This window comes from Legionella cardiaca, from assembly GCF_029026145.1.
GTDB classification, from domain to species: Bacteria; Pseudomonadota; Gammaproteobacteria; order Legionellales; family Legionellaceae; genus Tatlockia; species Tatlockia cardiaca.
This window is the reverse complement of record NZ_CP119078.1, coordinates 2,642,501-2,656,823: the sequence shown is the minus strand read 5'-3', so window position 1 is coordinate 2,656,823 and position 14,323 is coordinate 2,642,501. Positions and strand designations below refer to the sequence as shown.

The following is a 14,323-nucleotide window of genomic DNA, read 5'->3' as shown; positions in this document are numbered from 1 at the left end:
TTAGAAATTAATCTTCTTTTTTACCAGTCGATAATTTTTCTTTAATACGTGCTGCACGACCAGCTAAATCACGTAGGTAATAAAGTTTTGCACGACGTACATCGCCACGACGTTTAACAATAATGCTGTCAACTATTGGGCTATAAGTTTGGAAAACACGCTCAACTCCAACGCTATGAGAAATTTTGCGCACGGTAAAAGCTGAGTTCAAGCCACGATTTCTTTTAGCAATGACAACACCTTCAAATGCTTGCAAACGCTCGCGAGTACCTTCTTTTACTTTTACTTGTACTAAAACGGTGTCGCCTGGGCTGAAATCAGGAATGTTTTTGCCTTGCATTTGCTCAGCATTTAATTGATCAATAATGTTGCTCATGGTCACTCCTCAAATTGGTATTCCTTCAGCAGGAATTACCCTGTTCGCTTTTAAACTCGATAAGTAATTGCTTATCGATATCACTTAATTGTATTTTCTCTAATAAATCCGGGCGCTTAAGCCAGGTTTTTCCGAGGCTTTGTTTTCGGCGCCAGCGTTCAATGTCACGGTGATTACCACCCAACAGCACTGATGGTACATCCAAGCCGTGAATGCTTCCTGGTCTTGTGTAATGGGGACAGTCCAGAAGGCCATTCATAAACGAATCTTGCTCGGCCGACCTCAAATGTCCCAGGCTGCCAGGTATGAGACGAATAATCGCATCAATAAATACCAGGGCTGCCAATTCACCACCACTTAAAACAAAATCTCCTAACGACCATTCTTCATCAACATGATGAACAATGATTCGTTCATCTATTCCTTCGTACCGTCCTGCTATGAAAAGCAGTGGGGTTCGTTCTTTGGCCACCTGATTTAAATCAGACTGGCGAATTACTTTGCCTTGCGGGCTTAAATAAATAGTCTTACAAGCAGATGGCATTTTTGTTTTTGCATGATTAATTGCGCCATGCAAGGGTTCATACATCATGACCATGCCTGGACCACCGCCATAAGGTTTGTCATCAACTTGCCGATATGGTCTTGGTGCCCATTCGCGAGGATTCCAACAATCAACTCTCGCTAAATTTTGCTCAATTGCCCGACCAACTACACCATGCTTAAGTACATCAAACATTTCGGGCATTAGGGTTATTACACCCAAATGTAACATCATTTAAAAATCCGCATCCCAGTCAACGGTAATGATACGTTGGCTGCTATTAATGTCAGCAACAAATTGTCCGGGTAAATACGGAACCAGGTGTCGCTTTTCACCTTCAATAACTAAAACATCATTGGCGCCTGTTGGCATAATTTCTACAACCTCGCCAAGAAGAACGCCTTGTTGGTTAACCACTTGCATACCAATAAGATCATGCCAGTAGTATTCACCTTCTGCTAATATTGGTAATTGTTCGCGACTGACAGCAATGTCCACATTAGTCAGAGCTGCCACTTGTTCTCGCTCGTTATAACCCTCAACTTGCGCAAGAATAGATTTTTCATTCATTTCTACATGCAGCAGTTTAAGCGGTTGCCATTGCTTATTAATATAGGCATGCCAATCGGTATAACGCAGAATGTTATCGCGTGGTTCTGTAAAAGAATGAACCGTTACAAACCCTTTAATCCCATGTGGGCGACCAAAGCGACCGATAACGATTCTATCAGTAACCTTTTCCACAGTTATTAAGCTTCAGTGTTCTTCTTATTGTATTCTTTAATCAATGCGCGAACACGATCAGAAAGTTGTGCGCCAACACTTTGCCAGTGAGCTAATTTATCCACTTCCAAGTGCAAACGAGGCTCTTGACCACGTGCAACTGGGTTAAAGTAGCCAATGCGCTCGATGTAATTACCATCGCGACGTTTGCGGCTATCCGTAACAACCATATTGTAAAAAGGACGCTTTTTAGCGCCAGCTCGTGATAAACGTATAACTACCATTATTTCCTCTACTTTAAGAGTGTTTACGTAAAAATGCCGTGTATTGTACGAAAATTACCTCGGCATTGGAAGTCATTATTGGAATTATTTATGGTCATTCGTCAGGGAACAAACCTTTTAACCCCGTCATCCCACCCATTCCGCGCATCATTTGCTTGATGCCGCCTGGTTTGGTAAATTTTTTCATCATTTTTTGCATTTGTTCAAATTGTTTTAATAAACGATTAACGTCTTGTATCTGAGTACCTGACCCCATGGCAATACGTTTTTTGCGGGAACCGACAATAATCTTGGGTATACGTCGCTCTTTGGGTGTCATTGAATTAATAATTGCAACGGTTTGGGCCATGGCTTTGTCATTGACCTGACTCATTGCCTTTTGTGGCAATTGTCCCATACCTGGCAGTTTACTCATCATGCCTGAAATTCCACCCATTTTATCCATTTGCAGTAATTGCTGTTTAAAATCCTCTAAATCAAATCCTTTTCCTTTTTTTAATTTCTTGGCTAATTTTTCGCTGGCTTGTTTATCTGCTTTACGTTCAACTTCTTCAATTAAAGTTAGGATGTCACCCATCCCTAAAATACGTGAAGCAATTCTGTCGGGATGGAAGGGTTCAAGAGCCTCGATTTTTTCGCCACTTCCAAGAAACTTAATGGGCTGTCCTGTTATGTATTTAACTGATAAAGCTGCACCACCGCGTGCATCGCCATCTGTTTTCGTGAGAATCACGCCAGTTAGAGCAAGAGCCTCATGAAATGCTTTAGCAGTATTGGCCGCGTCTTGCCCAGTCATACTGTCTACGACAAAGAGCGTTTCTACAGGATTAACTGCTTTGTGAATGTCTTTAATTTCCGCCATCATTTCTGCATCGACATGCAAACGACCTGCGGTGTCGAAAATAATGACATCAATAAATTGTTTTTTGGCGCTCTCTAAAGCTTTTTGAGCAATAGCGAGAGGTTGTTCATGAGTTTCCGCAGGATAAAAAGCAACGTCAAGTTGAGCGGCTAATAATTTTAATTGTTCAATCGCAGCGGGTCTATACACGTCTAAACTGACGAGCATGACTTTTTTATTTTCGGTTTCTTTTAGGTAGAGGGCTAGTTTTGCGCTGCTGGTGGTTTTACCTGAGCCTTGTAAGCCTGCCATTAAGAAGACTGCAGGTGGTTGGGTTTTAAAATTCAACTCTGCTCGAGTATCGCCGAGCACATGAACCAATTCATCATGAACAATTTTAACCAAGGCTTGTTCAGGTTTTAAATTGAGATCTACTTCTTGACCTAATGCTTTTTGTTTTACCTCTTCAATAAAATCTTTCACAACAGGAAAAGCTACATCCGCTTCAAGAAGGGATAAGCGGACTTCTCTCAGTGCGTCGTGAACATTGTCTTCGGTTAAGCGCGCTTGGCCACTTAAAGTTTTAAAGGCACGTGTTAGGCGGTCAGTTAAATTTTCAAACATGACGATTACTCGAATGCAAAATGATTACTATAGCATAGTTGCCAGAGTTGCTAAAACTGCTAAGCAGTAGAAATGCATTAATTTGCTTGTTTTGGTCTTTCACACCACCAAAATAGTCTCAAATCTTATCTGTCTTAATATTTCTTAATGTAAAAGATAAAGATTTGCATAAATTATCTTACTCTTTTAGAGTGCGATACTGGTTATGTTTTTCTTGGCATTAAAATGCTATCTGAAAAAGAATTTTTAGCAACAGATTATGAGATAGTTGAATTTACTAATCAAATTCATTCGCGTATTCAAGTCCGCCCTATATATTTTGAGCAGGGTTTTAGTCCTTACCCATTAATTTTTGGAAGACGCGCAGTACTTGATGCGCTTTTGCAAGCATTGAACAAGTTACCTGCCAGCTATGGTTTTTTAATTTGGGATGTTTATAGACCACGAGAAGTTCAGCAAAAACTTTTTAATTGGATGAGCGAGGAAATTCGTAAGAAACTTCCTCATTTAACTTTGCAAGAACATGAAGCTGAGGTTTTAAAATATGTCGCAGCACCTGCAAGTGTTGGTGATAGTTATTGTTCGCCTCATTTAAGCGGTGGTGCTATTGATCTGACACTCTATGACCTCTCTTCAGGTGAAGTTTTGGATATGGGTACCCCGTTCGATGATTGTAGCGAGCAAGCTCACCGCGATTATTTTAATTTAAAACCAGAATTATTGTCTTCAGAAAAAATTATAAAAGAACGACGGGATTGCTTACGAGCCGCGATGGAAAGTGCTCATTTTACTTCTTACCGTTATGAATGGTGGCATTTTGATATCGGCAATCTATTTTGGGCAAATATTATGGAGCAAGAAGCGGTGTTTGGTCCGCTTTTTGGCGATGAAGAATGGCCCTCTTTGGTAGGAGAATAAGGTACAGTTTGTTATGATGGAGTTTCTTGACTACCTGAGGGAGGCACGGTGCAGTTTTCTTTGACAACGTTATCTCTGACGTTATTAGCATTAGTAATTATTTCAGCCTTTTTTTCAGGTTCAGAAATCGGAATGATGTCTTTAAATCGATACCGATTACGTTATTTAGTCAAAAAAAATCATAAGCAGGCAATTCGCGTAAACCAGATGCTAACAAGGCCGGATAGGTTGCTGAGCGTTATTTTAATTGGAAATACTTTTGCCAATATCGTTGCGTCTATGGTCGCAACTTTAATAGGCCAACGCTTATATGGGGATGCAGGGGTTGCTATTGCAACCATATTATTAACACTCGTCATATTAGTATTCTCCGAAATGACGCCGAAGACATTGGCCGCCCTTCACCCTCAACAGGTTGCTTTTGCGGCCTCATTGCCGTTGAAAATTATGCAAACAATGTTTGCACCTATTGTCCAAATTATTAGTTGGATCACCACAATCATCCTTCGCTTGTTTGGTGTCACTATAGAGAGAAATCAAAGAGAAGCTTTATCTGGTGAGGAATTGCGCTCGGTAGTACACGAAGCAGGTGGTTTGTTACCCGTTGAACATAAAAGTATGTTGCTAAGCTTATTGGATTTAGAGCAAGCCACAGTTGAGGATATCATGATACCTAAAGCCGATATTGTGGGACTTGATTTAGAGCAACCTTGGCATAAAATTCTAGAAGAATTAGAAACAGCACAGCATACAAGACTTCCTCTTTATCGCGATACAATTGATAATTTAGTAGGACTTGTGCATGTAAGAAGTGTTTTAAATTTGGTTCTTGAAGAGCGGTTGGACATGGATAATCTCCTAAAAATTGCCGATACTCCCTATTTTATTCCTGAAGCTACACCTCTTAATGTACAGATTTTAAATTTTCAAAAAATTAAAAAACGTAGTTGTTTTGTGGTTGACGAGTATGGTGACTTGCTAGGATTAGTAACCATGGAAGACATTCTCGAGGAAGTGGTAGGCGAATTCACAACCGATGTAGCTGACCTAAGTAAAGATGTCATCCAACAAGAAGATGGTTCAGTAATTGTGGATGCTAGTATAACACTTCGTCATTTAAAGCGCTTACTAAGCTGGCAACTTCCGGCAATTGGTCCGCGAACTCTTAGTGGTTTAATTATTGAACATTTGGGATATATTCCGCCGCCAGATTGCTGTTTACAAATTGAAAATTTTCAAATTGAAATTTTGAAGGTGGGAGAAAATATGGTTAAAACCGTGCGTATGCTTAAAGTAGGTAAACGAAAATAAGCACTGTTTAATTATTTAGTTTATTCACTGCCTTCTTTGATAGTTAAAACTCGGGCAGTGAATAAATAACCGCCATTTCTAATGGTTTTGATAAGAGCTGGTTTTTTTGCATCCGTTTCTATCTTTTGCCGTAATCGACTTATTTGAACATCAATACGCCTATCAAAAGGCGCCAAATCACTATTTTTAGTGAGTTGTAACAAAAAATCTCGACCTAAAACACGCTGAGGCTGGCGAACAAAGGCTAAGAGTAAATCGTATTCTCCTGCACTAAGTAGTAATTCTTCATGATTATTGTCAAAAACTTGACGAGATGCGGGATATAAACGCCAATCGGCAAAGAGCAAGACTTCTTTTTCCTGTTCAACTTCCTTTGTGGCACGTTGAACTCTTCTCGATATGGCACTTATCCGCGCATGAAGTTCACGAGGATGAAGGGGTTTTATTAAAAAATCATCCGCCCCGGCTTCTAACATGCGAACACAAATATTCTCATCTTTTGTATTACTAATAACGATCAAAGGAACTGGATAGCGGTGATATAGCTCATCGATTGTTGTGGGGCTTGCTTGAATAATAGACCAATTAATAAGGAGGGCCGTTGGGGCTTCAACTTCTTTATTTAATTGTGTCAAATCTGGGTATTGCACAATGTCATAATCAAATTTAGCAAAATATTCGCTAAGCTTTTCGTCTAAGGGTGCATCGTCAATAATGAGCAGATATTTACGATGCAATGACATTGGTATTCTCCTCTACCTAACTGAGTAAAATTTAAAAAATAAAATTATATACTGCTTATGGAATAATTTGCATTGAAGATAGTATATTTTTTAATAATAACTGTCAGCACGTATAAATGATATTGATCTTGTCCCATACTGATAGCTGACAGAAATTGATGCTCGCAAGTTGTCAATATAACCGTTGCCTAAGTTTATCTTTTTATCTTACTGGTAATACGAGATGCTAATTTGTAGAATAGAGCAGATTTTTTATCCAATCCCTCATGAAAATATTAACCAGGAGATAAATAAAAATGAATAAACTGTTTTATGCGCTGGGAATTGCACTGTGTTTGGTTTTAGGCGGCTGCTCTAAAGATGCGCCTCCAGGAGATTATGATGTTAATGAAGTTGGCAAGTTAAAAAAAGTTGCTTCAGGCGTTATTATTTCTAAACGTCCAGTCAAATTTCACAGCAAAGCAGCAACAGGTAAAACCGATAAGGCGCCTGGCAGTGAATATCTGGATGGTGGTCACGGCTATGTTTATGTTATCAAATTAAATAGCGGTGCGATCGTATCTGTAGCGCAAGCAGAAGATTTAAAATTGAAAGTTAAGCAAAAAGTATTAGTCGTTTATGGTAAAACCACGCGAATATTGCCAGATAGCGGTACTGATATGTAATTTTTTAGAAGGAGATATCACCCTGATATCTCCTTTTTCTCTTTAATAAAAAATATTCTTACTATCAAAACGAGTCAATGGTATCCATATATTTCATATAGTGGCAAAAATAGAGGCAGCATGCTTAAATTAATATTACTAAAAATAGTATGTTTCTTATTTATGTCATTCTGAGCATAAATGCCTAAGAATGATGCGTCCTAAGCAAGGATGGCTTTAAGTACGCGCAAGCACGAAATGGGGGCGAGTAGGCTCTAATCATGTAAAGCGCTCCAGCTTTAGGATAATAGTTGGAGATACTTATGACTAATATTAATCATTTTAAAATACAACAGCTGGTTAATGAGCGCTGTCGAGCCAAGGCCTTAATTAAGTATGAGATTAAACAAATCGAAAATCGTTTACAGAAAGCAATGGGCGATGGCAAAAGCGCACGACTACGAATTCAGGATGCGGCACAGTTTTGTTCAGAGTTATCCCTGAAATATGAAAATCTTTTATATTTACTAAAGCCTGATTACCAAGAGTCAGATATAGCAGTTTCTATCTCAGAAAATAGTCCTTCTCGTTGCTATGTAATGATCCAGACGCTGAAGCAACAAATTTGCTTACCAATGGAATTGGCTGAGGAAACAAAAATAGTTCGTAAATTAAAATATTATTATAAATACTTACAAGAGCAATTAAATGGTCTCCATCCGCAATCAGTTGAATATATTCAACGCTCGCTAACAGGACAACTTAAAACTTTAGTAGAAGCAAAGTCTAGTGCTGATTGGTTGTATGCTATTGTCGCTTTTGCAAATAATGCGGGAGAAAATATTCTTTCTTCATTGGCATTAGTTGCTCAAGTAGATGATAAAGAAATGTTAATGTTGGCATCTTTATTTGAACGTCCGGAAATTACACTCATTATTAATCATATCTTTTTCTATAAGTTAAACCCTCACCAACTCTTCAAACAAGCATTACATCCTGAAAAATTACTATCTGTGAAAGCTCGACTGTCAATGCTTCATCAGTTCATTGAAAGTATTCATCAAACAGTTTTGCAAGCTTTAAAACAACGGGGAATAGGTGAACTTCATGATTATTTATTTCATGGAGAGGAGGAATTACCTCAGGGCATTACTATTAATATAGAAAATGAAACACAGCATTTAATTATTACTGCTTTAAAGGAATGGCGGTTGCCTAATATTGTTTTATCTGAAGAAATAATAACAAAAAGTAAATTAAATGATTTTTTTCGTGCTTATAAGTTTTGGTTTAATCCAAATCGACTCATTGATACCGCTATGGCATTGCGGCAACAACTAGGACATTGTAGTGAATCCCATGAAAGCTATAAGAAATTTTTTCAGGATATGCAGGATTTATTCAAACAACTAGCGACAACGGAATGTCTCGATCTGTATGGTTATTTTGCGAATAAAGATAGTTGTTATTTGATGCGTACTTTAGCCGCCATGCTAGAAGATCAAAAAATTGCGGCCCTTCCTCTGGCTACACCCCAGCAAAAAGACACTATTGCTCGAGTTTACCAGGTGCTGGATTGTGTAATGGAAGCAGTTCGCGAAGAGTTAAGTAATCGCTCAATAACCACAACCCCCTACGCGCGACATAGCACCCATAAACCGTTAAAGCCCGGGCGCAGAAATATTAACGCGATTACAAGAATCATGAATCTTTATTCAGGCTCTATTGTTTTAGAGAATCAAACGCTTGAACAATTATTCAAGGAGGTTGGGGGTAACCTTTGATTTAGGATAGGAAGATAATTCCTTTTGATAAAATTCTAGCAATTGCTTGAGCATTGGCCCCACAGGAGAAGATTTAGCGAAAGAAGAGTTTAAATCATCAGTCCATTGGCCATCATTTAAATTAAGAATTACCGTAATATATTTTGAATCATCGGGATATAATGCAACAAGCCACTCGCCCTCTAAAATGCCATAAAGTTTAAGAGCATCAAGTAGTGGGAGTCGCTCTTTTCTAATCTGCAGTTGGTTATTCTGAAAATTTACTTCATAGAGTAATTTTCCTAAAACCCTGGCTCGTTCACGAGAAACAATCTGATTGGGAAGTTCCCCGCTTTCTAAAATAAAAATACGTTTTTCTGGAAGTGGTTGTTTATTAAGAATGGCATCAAACAGGGAAATGCCATCAAAATTGGGGCGTAATGGAAGGTTAAGAAAGGAAAAGATGGTTGGTGCAAGGTCAATTAATGCCACTCTTGTCCCAATTTCTTGTTTCGGATTGATTTGCTGATTTTTATTATAGATATTAAAGGCTAACAAACAGTGAAATTGAGAGGGGCTTAGTAAGTCAGAGCCATGACCAGCACTCATTTCAAGTTCTGTAGATGTTTTGCGTTTAAAGTAATCAACAAGATGGCTTTTTTGTGTTCCTTGATATTTTTGGGGATTTGTTTTGCGACTCCCGGATTCGTATAAGGATTCGCCATGGTCGCTTAATATGATTACCATGCTATTTTCAAGAAGCCCTGCTTGTCGTAAATAATTTAACAGAAGACCCACTTGTTTATCGGCTTCATGAATCGCAGCGAAATAAAGCCCTTCTCGTTCCTTAACACTATAGATGTCACCTACTTCGGCAGGAGATGAGGCTGCCCAAGCATAGGGCCAGTGAGGGATAGCAAAGTGCACAGCAAGAAAAAGTGGTTTTTGCGGATTACTTTGAGCAATGGAGTTTTCCAAGGCTTGACTAAAGCTGTTGGGATAATAAGAAAAATGACTGGCACGATTTAAGTAATTATAAGGAAATAACCAGCGACTTATAGGAAGATTAATAAGGAAATTACTTAAAGGAAAGTCATAAAAGGTGCCTAGCAAAATATCATTGACGCCTAATTGCGGACCAACGATTGTTTGGAAGCCAAAATCTTTATCAATAGTACTGAAACGACGTTCATCGGTCGCAAATATTGTTTGATATCCCATATTTTGCATCGTCCATGCAATGCTTTTTGAACTTTTTACTAACTCGGCAGGCATTAAATTATAGCGAGCTTGATGGTGTAGAGGATAAAGGCCTGTAAGAATACTTGCCCAAGCGGAATAAGTTCGTGCCAGTGGGCTGATAGCTTCTTTGAAATGCGCACTGTTACTAATAAATTGATTAAGATTAGGTGTATCTGTTTTATTAATGCGTTCAGGACTTAACGAATCAACGCCAATAATAATAATATTAGGTTGCGTGCTTTGCCGATTACTATCAATTGGTATTTGGCGATAAGTCATGAAGAATAATAAAGATATTGCTCCTAACAACGCACTAATAGAAACTGGAGCCAATAAGTAAGCTTTTAAAAGAGCTTTAAGCATAAGTAAACTGATGCCTAGTAAACAGGCAATCATGACGAGCTGAATCACGTGGATTGAGATCTCTGGTAAGAATAAACGGCTAAATAAGCTTAAAGGAAAGAAATAACAATTCAGACTAAGTATTGTCAGAAGAGAAAGAAAATAGATGATAAGTAGCCAAAATTCCAAGGATGGCTTTTCAAGGTAGCTATCTTTTAATCCCCAAAGCCAAAAAGTTTGTAATATTGTTAAGCAAAGATAAAGACCGAGTTGAATCAATGCGGCCATTGCTATTTGTAGATGAACTGCAAATGGAAGTGGAATAGCTTTTAAAAAACTGCCCCCCTGAGCAAGAACATAAATAAATTGTAAAATTAAAAAAATAAGATTAAAAAGAGCAAAGTGAGTAAATGCATGGCGAAAGAAATTTGTCTTCACGATTTGGGAACAATAGTACTATTTAAATGCCAATTATAGACGTATCCATCGATAGTATTGATATGTTTTAATTGACTACGCAATGGTTCTTTAGCAAATTGCTTAAGATGCGTGATGATATCAGCCTTAGAACCACCAAAATCTTCGTTATACCATTCATAAATTTTAGACACAATTAGTTCACCCTCTATGACCTGTACGCCACGAAGAGAATTAATATATTCAGAGGCTGCGTCATTAAGGGAGGTTTCAATGGTACTTCCCTTGTAAGCCTTTTTATTAAGGTTAGCGGCGCCTATTGACCCATTGTTAATTGCATAATGAGTACGTGGGTCGTTCCAAACAGGACGAATAATACGGTTATCGATTTCATCAAGTGATAAAGGGGTGCCATTGATAGTCACTAGCTTTGCGCCCCAGGGTCCGACGCTAAATAGCCCTGGAGAAATATTAATTTCTTCAATACTACCTACTGGGTAATAGTCAGCAACAATTTGTACAGTGAGCGCGTTATAAAGATTTAACCAAAAGGCAAGTTGTTCATCACGATTATAGGCATCAATGTCAATATGGCTCATTTTGGTAATATAACTTTTAAGTAAGTCATAATCTGCATCAGTCAAGTTGGCATAATCAACTAAGTTGATACCTTCCTCATTGGTAATAACCCGTCTATTTAAAAACTCTTGCCATTCATCATGGGAGATAGTCGCTTGAGATAGAGGATTATTAGTTTCCCAAATAGGCCAAAGGCTCTTATTAAAGGATGCACTGACGATATGGCTAATAAAGAGTAGGATAAAAAAACTACAACCCTGTAGTAATCGATTCATTTTATACATTCACAATAGCTCGATTTCGCAATGCATTGCCTATAGTATTACCATCTAAAAACTCTAATTCGCCTCCAGAAGGAATACCATGCGCCAGTTGGCTAACTCGCACAGGGTAATCCTTTAGTAAGTCATGAATGAAATGAACCGTTGTTTGCCCCTCCACAGTTGGGCTTAATGCTAGAATCACTTCTTGAATTTTTTCATCAATAACGAGATTACGTAATCGTGGCAAACCTATATCATCAGGACCCATCCCATCAAGTGGTGAAATTTTTCCCATTAATACATAGTAACTACCACTGAAAGCATTACTTTGTTCAACGGCTGCAACATCGGCGGGCGTTTCAACTACACAAAGAACCTGGGCGTTGCGAGCGGGATTTTGGCAAAGCTTACATAATTCTAATTCAGTATAATTATTGCAGCGTCTGCAATGATGAATACTTTGCATGGCTTCTTCTAGGCAAGAAGCCAAATGCAAGCCGCGTTGGCGTTGGTGTTGCAATAGATGAAACACCATACGTTGTGCTGACTTGGGACCAATTCCAGGTAGACAACGCAAAGCATCCACCAAGCGACTCAATGCATCCATCAGTTATCTTATTCCTTATCCTCGTCCTTCATAAAATCAGTAGGAATATTAAGACCCGCAGTCAATTCACTGATTTTTTGTTTGGATGCTTGCTCAACTTTGCGTGCAGCGTCATTGAAGGCAGAAGTTACTAAATCTTCCATCATTTCAACATCTTCTTCCATTAATGTTTGGCTGATCTTAACTTTATTTACTTCGTGGCGGCCATTCATTTCCACTTCAACCAAACCTCCACCAGAGACGCCTTTTACAACTAATTGACTTAATTGTTTTTGGGCTTCTTGCATGCGCTGTTGCATCTTTTGCGCTTCTTTCATTATGTTACCAAGATTTTGATTAATATCCATGTTGACCTCGCAGTAGGATTTATTGAGTTAATTATAATTCATCTTTAATAGGTGCAATAGAATTTTTGACCACTTCGGCTGAAAACTCTTGTTTTAACTGTTGAAAAAAGACATCCTGTTGTAACGAAAGTTCAGCTTCCTGTTGGCGTTGATTTTGCACAATTTGCTTTTGTTGAGCGGGGGATGATTGCACTGCATCGTCACTCGTTAATGTAATTTTAACAGTTTCCTTATAATAAGTCGCTAAGGCCTGCTCAATACGACTAATTACCATAGGTGTAAACAATGATTGGTGGCCCTTTGCTACCCGAAAGACGATATCGCGTCCGGATTTTTCTACAAATTCGGCATTCTCAGCGGCATTTAACGTCAAGCCAGTCAATTGAAGTTGATTTAATATTGCTCCCCAATTCTCAGCCGTTGTCATTGGCATTGCTGTTGGTTCTGCTTGAGTGGATGTTACAAGTGCTTCTTGAATAATTGTTATAGGTTTTTCCTGAATAACTGTTACAGATTCTTCTTGAATGACTGTTAGCGATTCCTCCTGAAGAATAGAAAGAGGATCTGTTTTGGTGTCTTCAGGTACTTCCGGAAATGATTCTTCTATTATGGGAGAAGCATCAATGGCTACTGAAGGTAGTGATTCTGATGCAACCGATGCAGCAGTTGCATCATTAACAATAATTTCATAAGCAAGCTTAGGCGGCAGTGTTGGTGGAGCAGGTCTAAAGGTCAGCATTCGCAACAATACCATTTCAAAACCAATAGCAAGTGTTGGCGCCAAATACATTTCTTCTGAACCTTTAATGCCAATTTGATAAAATAATTGCAGATCTTCGGGGCTTAGTTGCTTAGCCAAAGCTTGAATTTTAGGTTCTGAAATGATGAAAGAACTATCGCCGGAAAGGTTCTGGCAAATTGTAATATGATGCAGGTAATGCAAAAGCTCATCGAGTACATAACGAAAATGACCGCCTTCTACAGCAATTTGTCGGCTAATGTAAATAAGTTGTTGTGGATCTAAAGTTGCTAATGCATGGAGGAGCTGCATAGCATAATCCTGCCGTGTATAGCCTAAAATTGTTTTTACTTCTGACGCAGTTAACTGTGTACCACAACATGCAATGGCTTGATCTAATAAACTTAAGGCGTCTCGCATACTGCCTTTTGCTGCTTTTGCTAAGATTTCTAAAGCCTCTGTTTCAAAATTCAAATTTTCTTCTCGAAGAATATATTGCAAATGCTGAGCAATTAATTCGTCGGCTAAATGTTTAAGATGGAATTGCAGGCAGCGTGAGAGGACTGTTACTGGCAATTTTTGAGGATCAGTTGTTGCTAATAAAAACTTAACATGCGCAGGTGGCTCTTCTAATGTTTTCAATAAGGCATTGAAACTATGCTGGGAGAGCATGTGTACTTCATCAATTAAATAAATTTTAAAGCGACCATTTGTTGGTGTGTACTGCACATTGTCCAAGAGCTCGCGAGTATCTTCAACACGTGTTCTCGAGGCGCCATCAATTTCAATCAAATCTAAAAAACGGCCTTGCTCTATCGCAATACAAGCTTCGCATTGAAGACAAGGCTCAGCACTGATACCTTGCTCACAATTAAGTGCTTTTGCTAAAAGACGTGCGACACTGGTTTTACCCACACCGCGGGTCCCAGTAAAAAGATAAGCATGATGCAGTCGCTGTTGGTTTAGCGAATTAACCAATGCTTTATTAATATGCTCCTGGCCAACCAGTTGGGAAA

At 38.7% G+C, this 14,323-nt stretch carries 15 protein-coding genes (1 of these 15 only partly in view); 4 read left to right on the top strand and 11 right to left on the bottom strand.

The features are described from left to right. Window positions 1-7: 7 nt before the first annotated feature. The 5 genes from rplS to ffh form a co-directional block, all read right to left on the bottom strand. Window positions 8-376, bottom strand: a complete 369-nt coding sequence (rplS, locus tag PXX05_RS11490; RefSeq protein WP_275088350.1) for a 50S ribosomal protein L19 — start codon at window positions 374-376, stop codon at window positions 8-10. A gap of 25 nt (window positions 377-401) precedes the next feature. Further along, entirely contained in the window at window positions 402-1,154 is a 753-nt protein-coding gene (gene trmD, locus PXX05_RS11485; RefSeq protein ID WP_275088349.1) for a tRNA (guanosine(37)-N1)-methyltransferase TrmD, read from the bottom strand. Next, complete coding sequence (gene rimM, locus PXX05_RS11480; RefSeq protein WP_275088348.1) at window positions 1,155-1,664, bottom strand: ribosome maturation factor RimM; 510 nt, start codon at window positions 1,662-1,664, stop codon at window positions 1,155-1,157. Between the two features lie 5 nt (window positions 1,665-1,669). Continuing rightward, window positions 1,670-1,927: a 30S ribosomal protein S16 gene (gene rpsP / locus PXX05_RS11475; RefSeq protein WP_275088347.1), complete on the bottom strand. Its 258-nt coding sequence runs from the start codon at window positions 1,925-1,927 to the stop codon at window positions 1,670-1,672. 94 nt (window positions 1,928-2,021) lie between these two features. Then, window positions 2,022-3,392 (bottom strand): signal recognition particle protein, encoded by a 1,371-nt coding sequence (ffh, locus tag PXX05_RS11470; protein ID WP_275088346.1) that lies wholly within the window; start codon window positions 3,390-3,392, stop codon window positions 2,022-2,024. A gap of 225 nt (window positions 3,393-3,617) precedes the next feature. Here ffh and PXX05_RS11465 point away from each other — a divergent pair, with 225 nt between their 5' ends. After that, entirely contained in the window at window positions 3,618-4,310 is a 693-nt protein-coding gene (locus PXX05_RS11465; RefSeq protein WP_275088345.1) for a M15 family metallopeptidase, read from the top strand. A 48-nt stretch (window positions 4,311-4,358) separates the two neighbouring features. Beyond that, a complete protein-coding gene (locus tag PXX05_RS11460; protein ID WP_275088344.1) occupies window positions 4,359-5,621 on the top strand; it encodes an HlyC/CorC family transporter in 1,263 nt (420 codons plus the stop codon). 20 nt (window positions 5,622-5,641) lie between these two features. On the opposite strand, the gene PXX05_RS11455 is transcribed toward PXX05_RS11460, so the two are convergent. Continuing rightward, a complete protein-coding gene (locus PXX05_RS11455) occupies window positions 5,642-6,364 on the bottom strand; it encodes a winged helix-turn-helix domain-containing protein (protein ID WP_275088343.1) in 723 nt (240 codons plus the stop codon). A 296-nt stretch (window positions 6,365-6,660) separates the two neighbouring features. On the opposite strand from PXX05_RS11455, the gene PXX05_RS11450 reads away from it, so the two are divergent. Both PXX05_RS11450 and PXX05_RS11445 read left to right on the top strand, forming a co-directional pair. Further along, window positions 6,661-7,029 carry a hypothetical protein gene (locus tag PXX05_RS11450; RefSeq protein ID WP_420844588.1) on the top strand — a complete coding sequence of 123 codons (369 nt, stop codon included), beginning with the start codon at window positions 6,661-6,663 and terminating at the stop codon, window positions 7,027-7,029. A gap of 302 nt (window positions 7,030-7,331) precedes the next feature. Further along, on the top strand, window positions 7,332-8,792 hold the full coding sequence (locus tag PXX05_RS11445) for a hypothetical protein (protein WP_275088342.1): 1,461 nt from the start codon (window positions 7,332-7,334) through the stop codon (window positions 8,790-8,792). On the opposite strand, the gene PXX05_RS11440 is transcribed toward PXX05_RS11445, so the two are convergent. The 5 genes in view from PXX05_RS11440 to dnaX are tightly spaced (at most 31 nt apart) and all read right to left on the bottom strand, a layout consistent with a single transcriptional unit that may run on beyond the window. Then, window positions 8,763-10,793, bottom strand: a complete 2,031-nt coding sequence (locus PXX05_RS11440) for a sulfatase-like hydrolase/transferase (RefSeq protein WP_275088341.1) — start codon at window positions 10,791-10,793, stop codon at window positions 8,763-8,765. The genes PXX05_RS11445 and PXX05_RS11440 overlap by 30 nt on opposite strands. Next, entirely contained in the window at window positions 10,790-11,626 is an 837-nt protein-coding gene (locus PXX05_RS11435; protein WP_420844650.1) for a DUF547 domain-containing protein, read from the bottom strand. The genes PXX05_RS11440 and PXX05_RS11435 overlap by 4 nt, the downstream gene beginning before the upstream one ends. 1 nt (window position 11,627) lies before the next feature. Continuing rightward, window positions 11,628-12,221 (bottom strand): recombination mediator RecR, encoded by a 594-nt coding sequence (gene recR, locus PXX05_RS11430; protein ID WP_275088339.1) that lies wholly within the window; start codon window positions 12,219-12,221, stop codon window positions 11,628-11,630. A gap of 8 nt (window positions 12,222-12,229) precedes the next feature. Next, window positions 12,230-12,568, bottom strand: coding sequence for a YbaB/EbfC family nucleoid-associated protein (locus PXX05_RS11425; protein WP_275088338.1), 339 nt, complete (start codon window positions 12,566-12,568; stop codon window positions 12,230-12,232). Window positions 12,569-12,599: 31 nt separating this feature from the next. Continuing rightward, window positions 12,600-14,323, bottom strand: the 3' portion of a protein-coding gene (gene dnaX / locus PXX05_RS11420; protein ID WP_275088337.1) for a DNA polymerase III subunit gamma/tau. 43 nt of this gene lie beyond the right edge of the window; 1,724 of the gene's 1,767 nt are visible here — the last part of the coding sequence; its start codon lies beyond the right edge, outside the window; it ends in the stop codon at window positions 12,600-12,602.

Coding starts and splice junctions, on each gene's coding strand:
- rpsP (WP_275088347.1), bottom strand. CDS start 1,927: ATGGTAGTTATACGTTTATCACGAGCTGGCGCTAAAAAGCGTCCTTTT.
- PXX05_RS11425 (WP_275088338.1), bottom strand. CDS start 12,568: ATGGATATTAATCAAAATCTTGGTAACATAATGAAAGAAGCGCAAAAG.
- PXX05_RS11455 (WP_275088343.1), bottom strand. CDS start 6,364: ATGTCATTGCATCGTAAATATCTGCTCATTATTGACGATGCACCCTTA.
- rplS (WP_275088350.1), bottom strand. CDS start 376: ATGAGCAACATTATTGATCAATTAAATGCTGAGCAAATGCAAGGCAAA.
- PXX05_RS11445 (WP_275088342.1), top strand. CDS start 7,332: ATGACTAATATTAATCATTTTAAAATACAACAGCTGGTTAATGAGCGC.
- ffh (WP_275088346.1), bottom strand. CDS start 3,392: ATGTTTGAAAATTTAACTGACCGCCTAACACGTGCCTTTAAAACTTTA.
- recR (WP_275088339.1), bottom strand. CDS start 12,221: ATGGATGCATTGAGTCGCTTGGTGGATGCTTTGCGTTGTCTACCTGGA.
- PXX05_RS11465 (WP_275088345.1), top strand. CDS start 3,618: ATGCTATCTGAAAAAGAATTTTTAGCAACAGATTATGAGATAGTTGAA.
- trmD (WP_275088349.1), bottom strand. CDS start 1,154: ATGATGTTACATTTGGGTGTAATAACCCTAATGCCCGAAATGTTTGAT.
- PXX05_RS11450 (WP_420844588.1), top strand. CDS start 6,661: ATGAATAAACTGTTTTATGCGCTGGGAATTGCACTGTGTTTGGTTTTA.
- PXX05_RS11435 (WP_420844650.1), bottom strand. CDS start 11,626: ATGAATCGATTACTACAGGGTTGTAGTTTTTTTATCCTACTCTTTATT.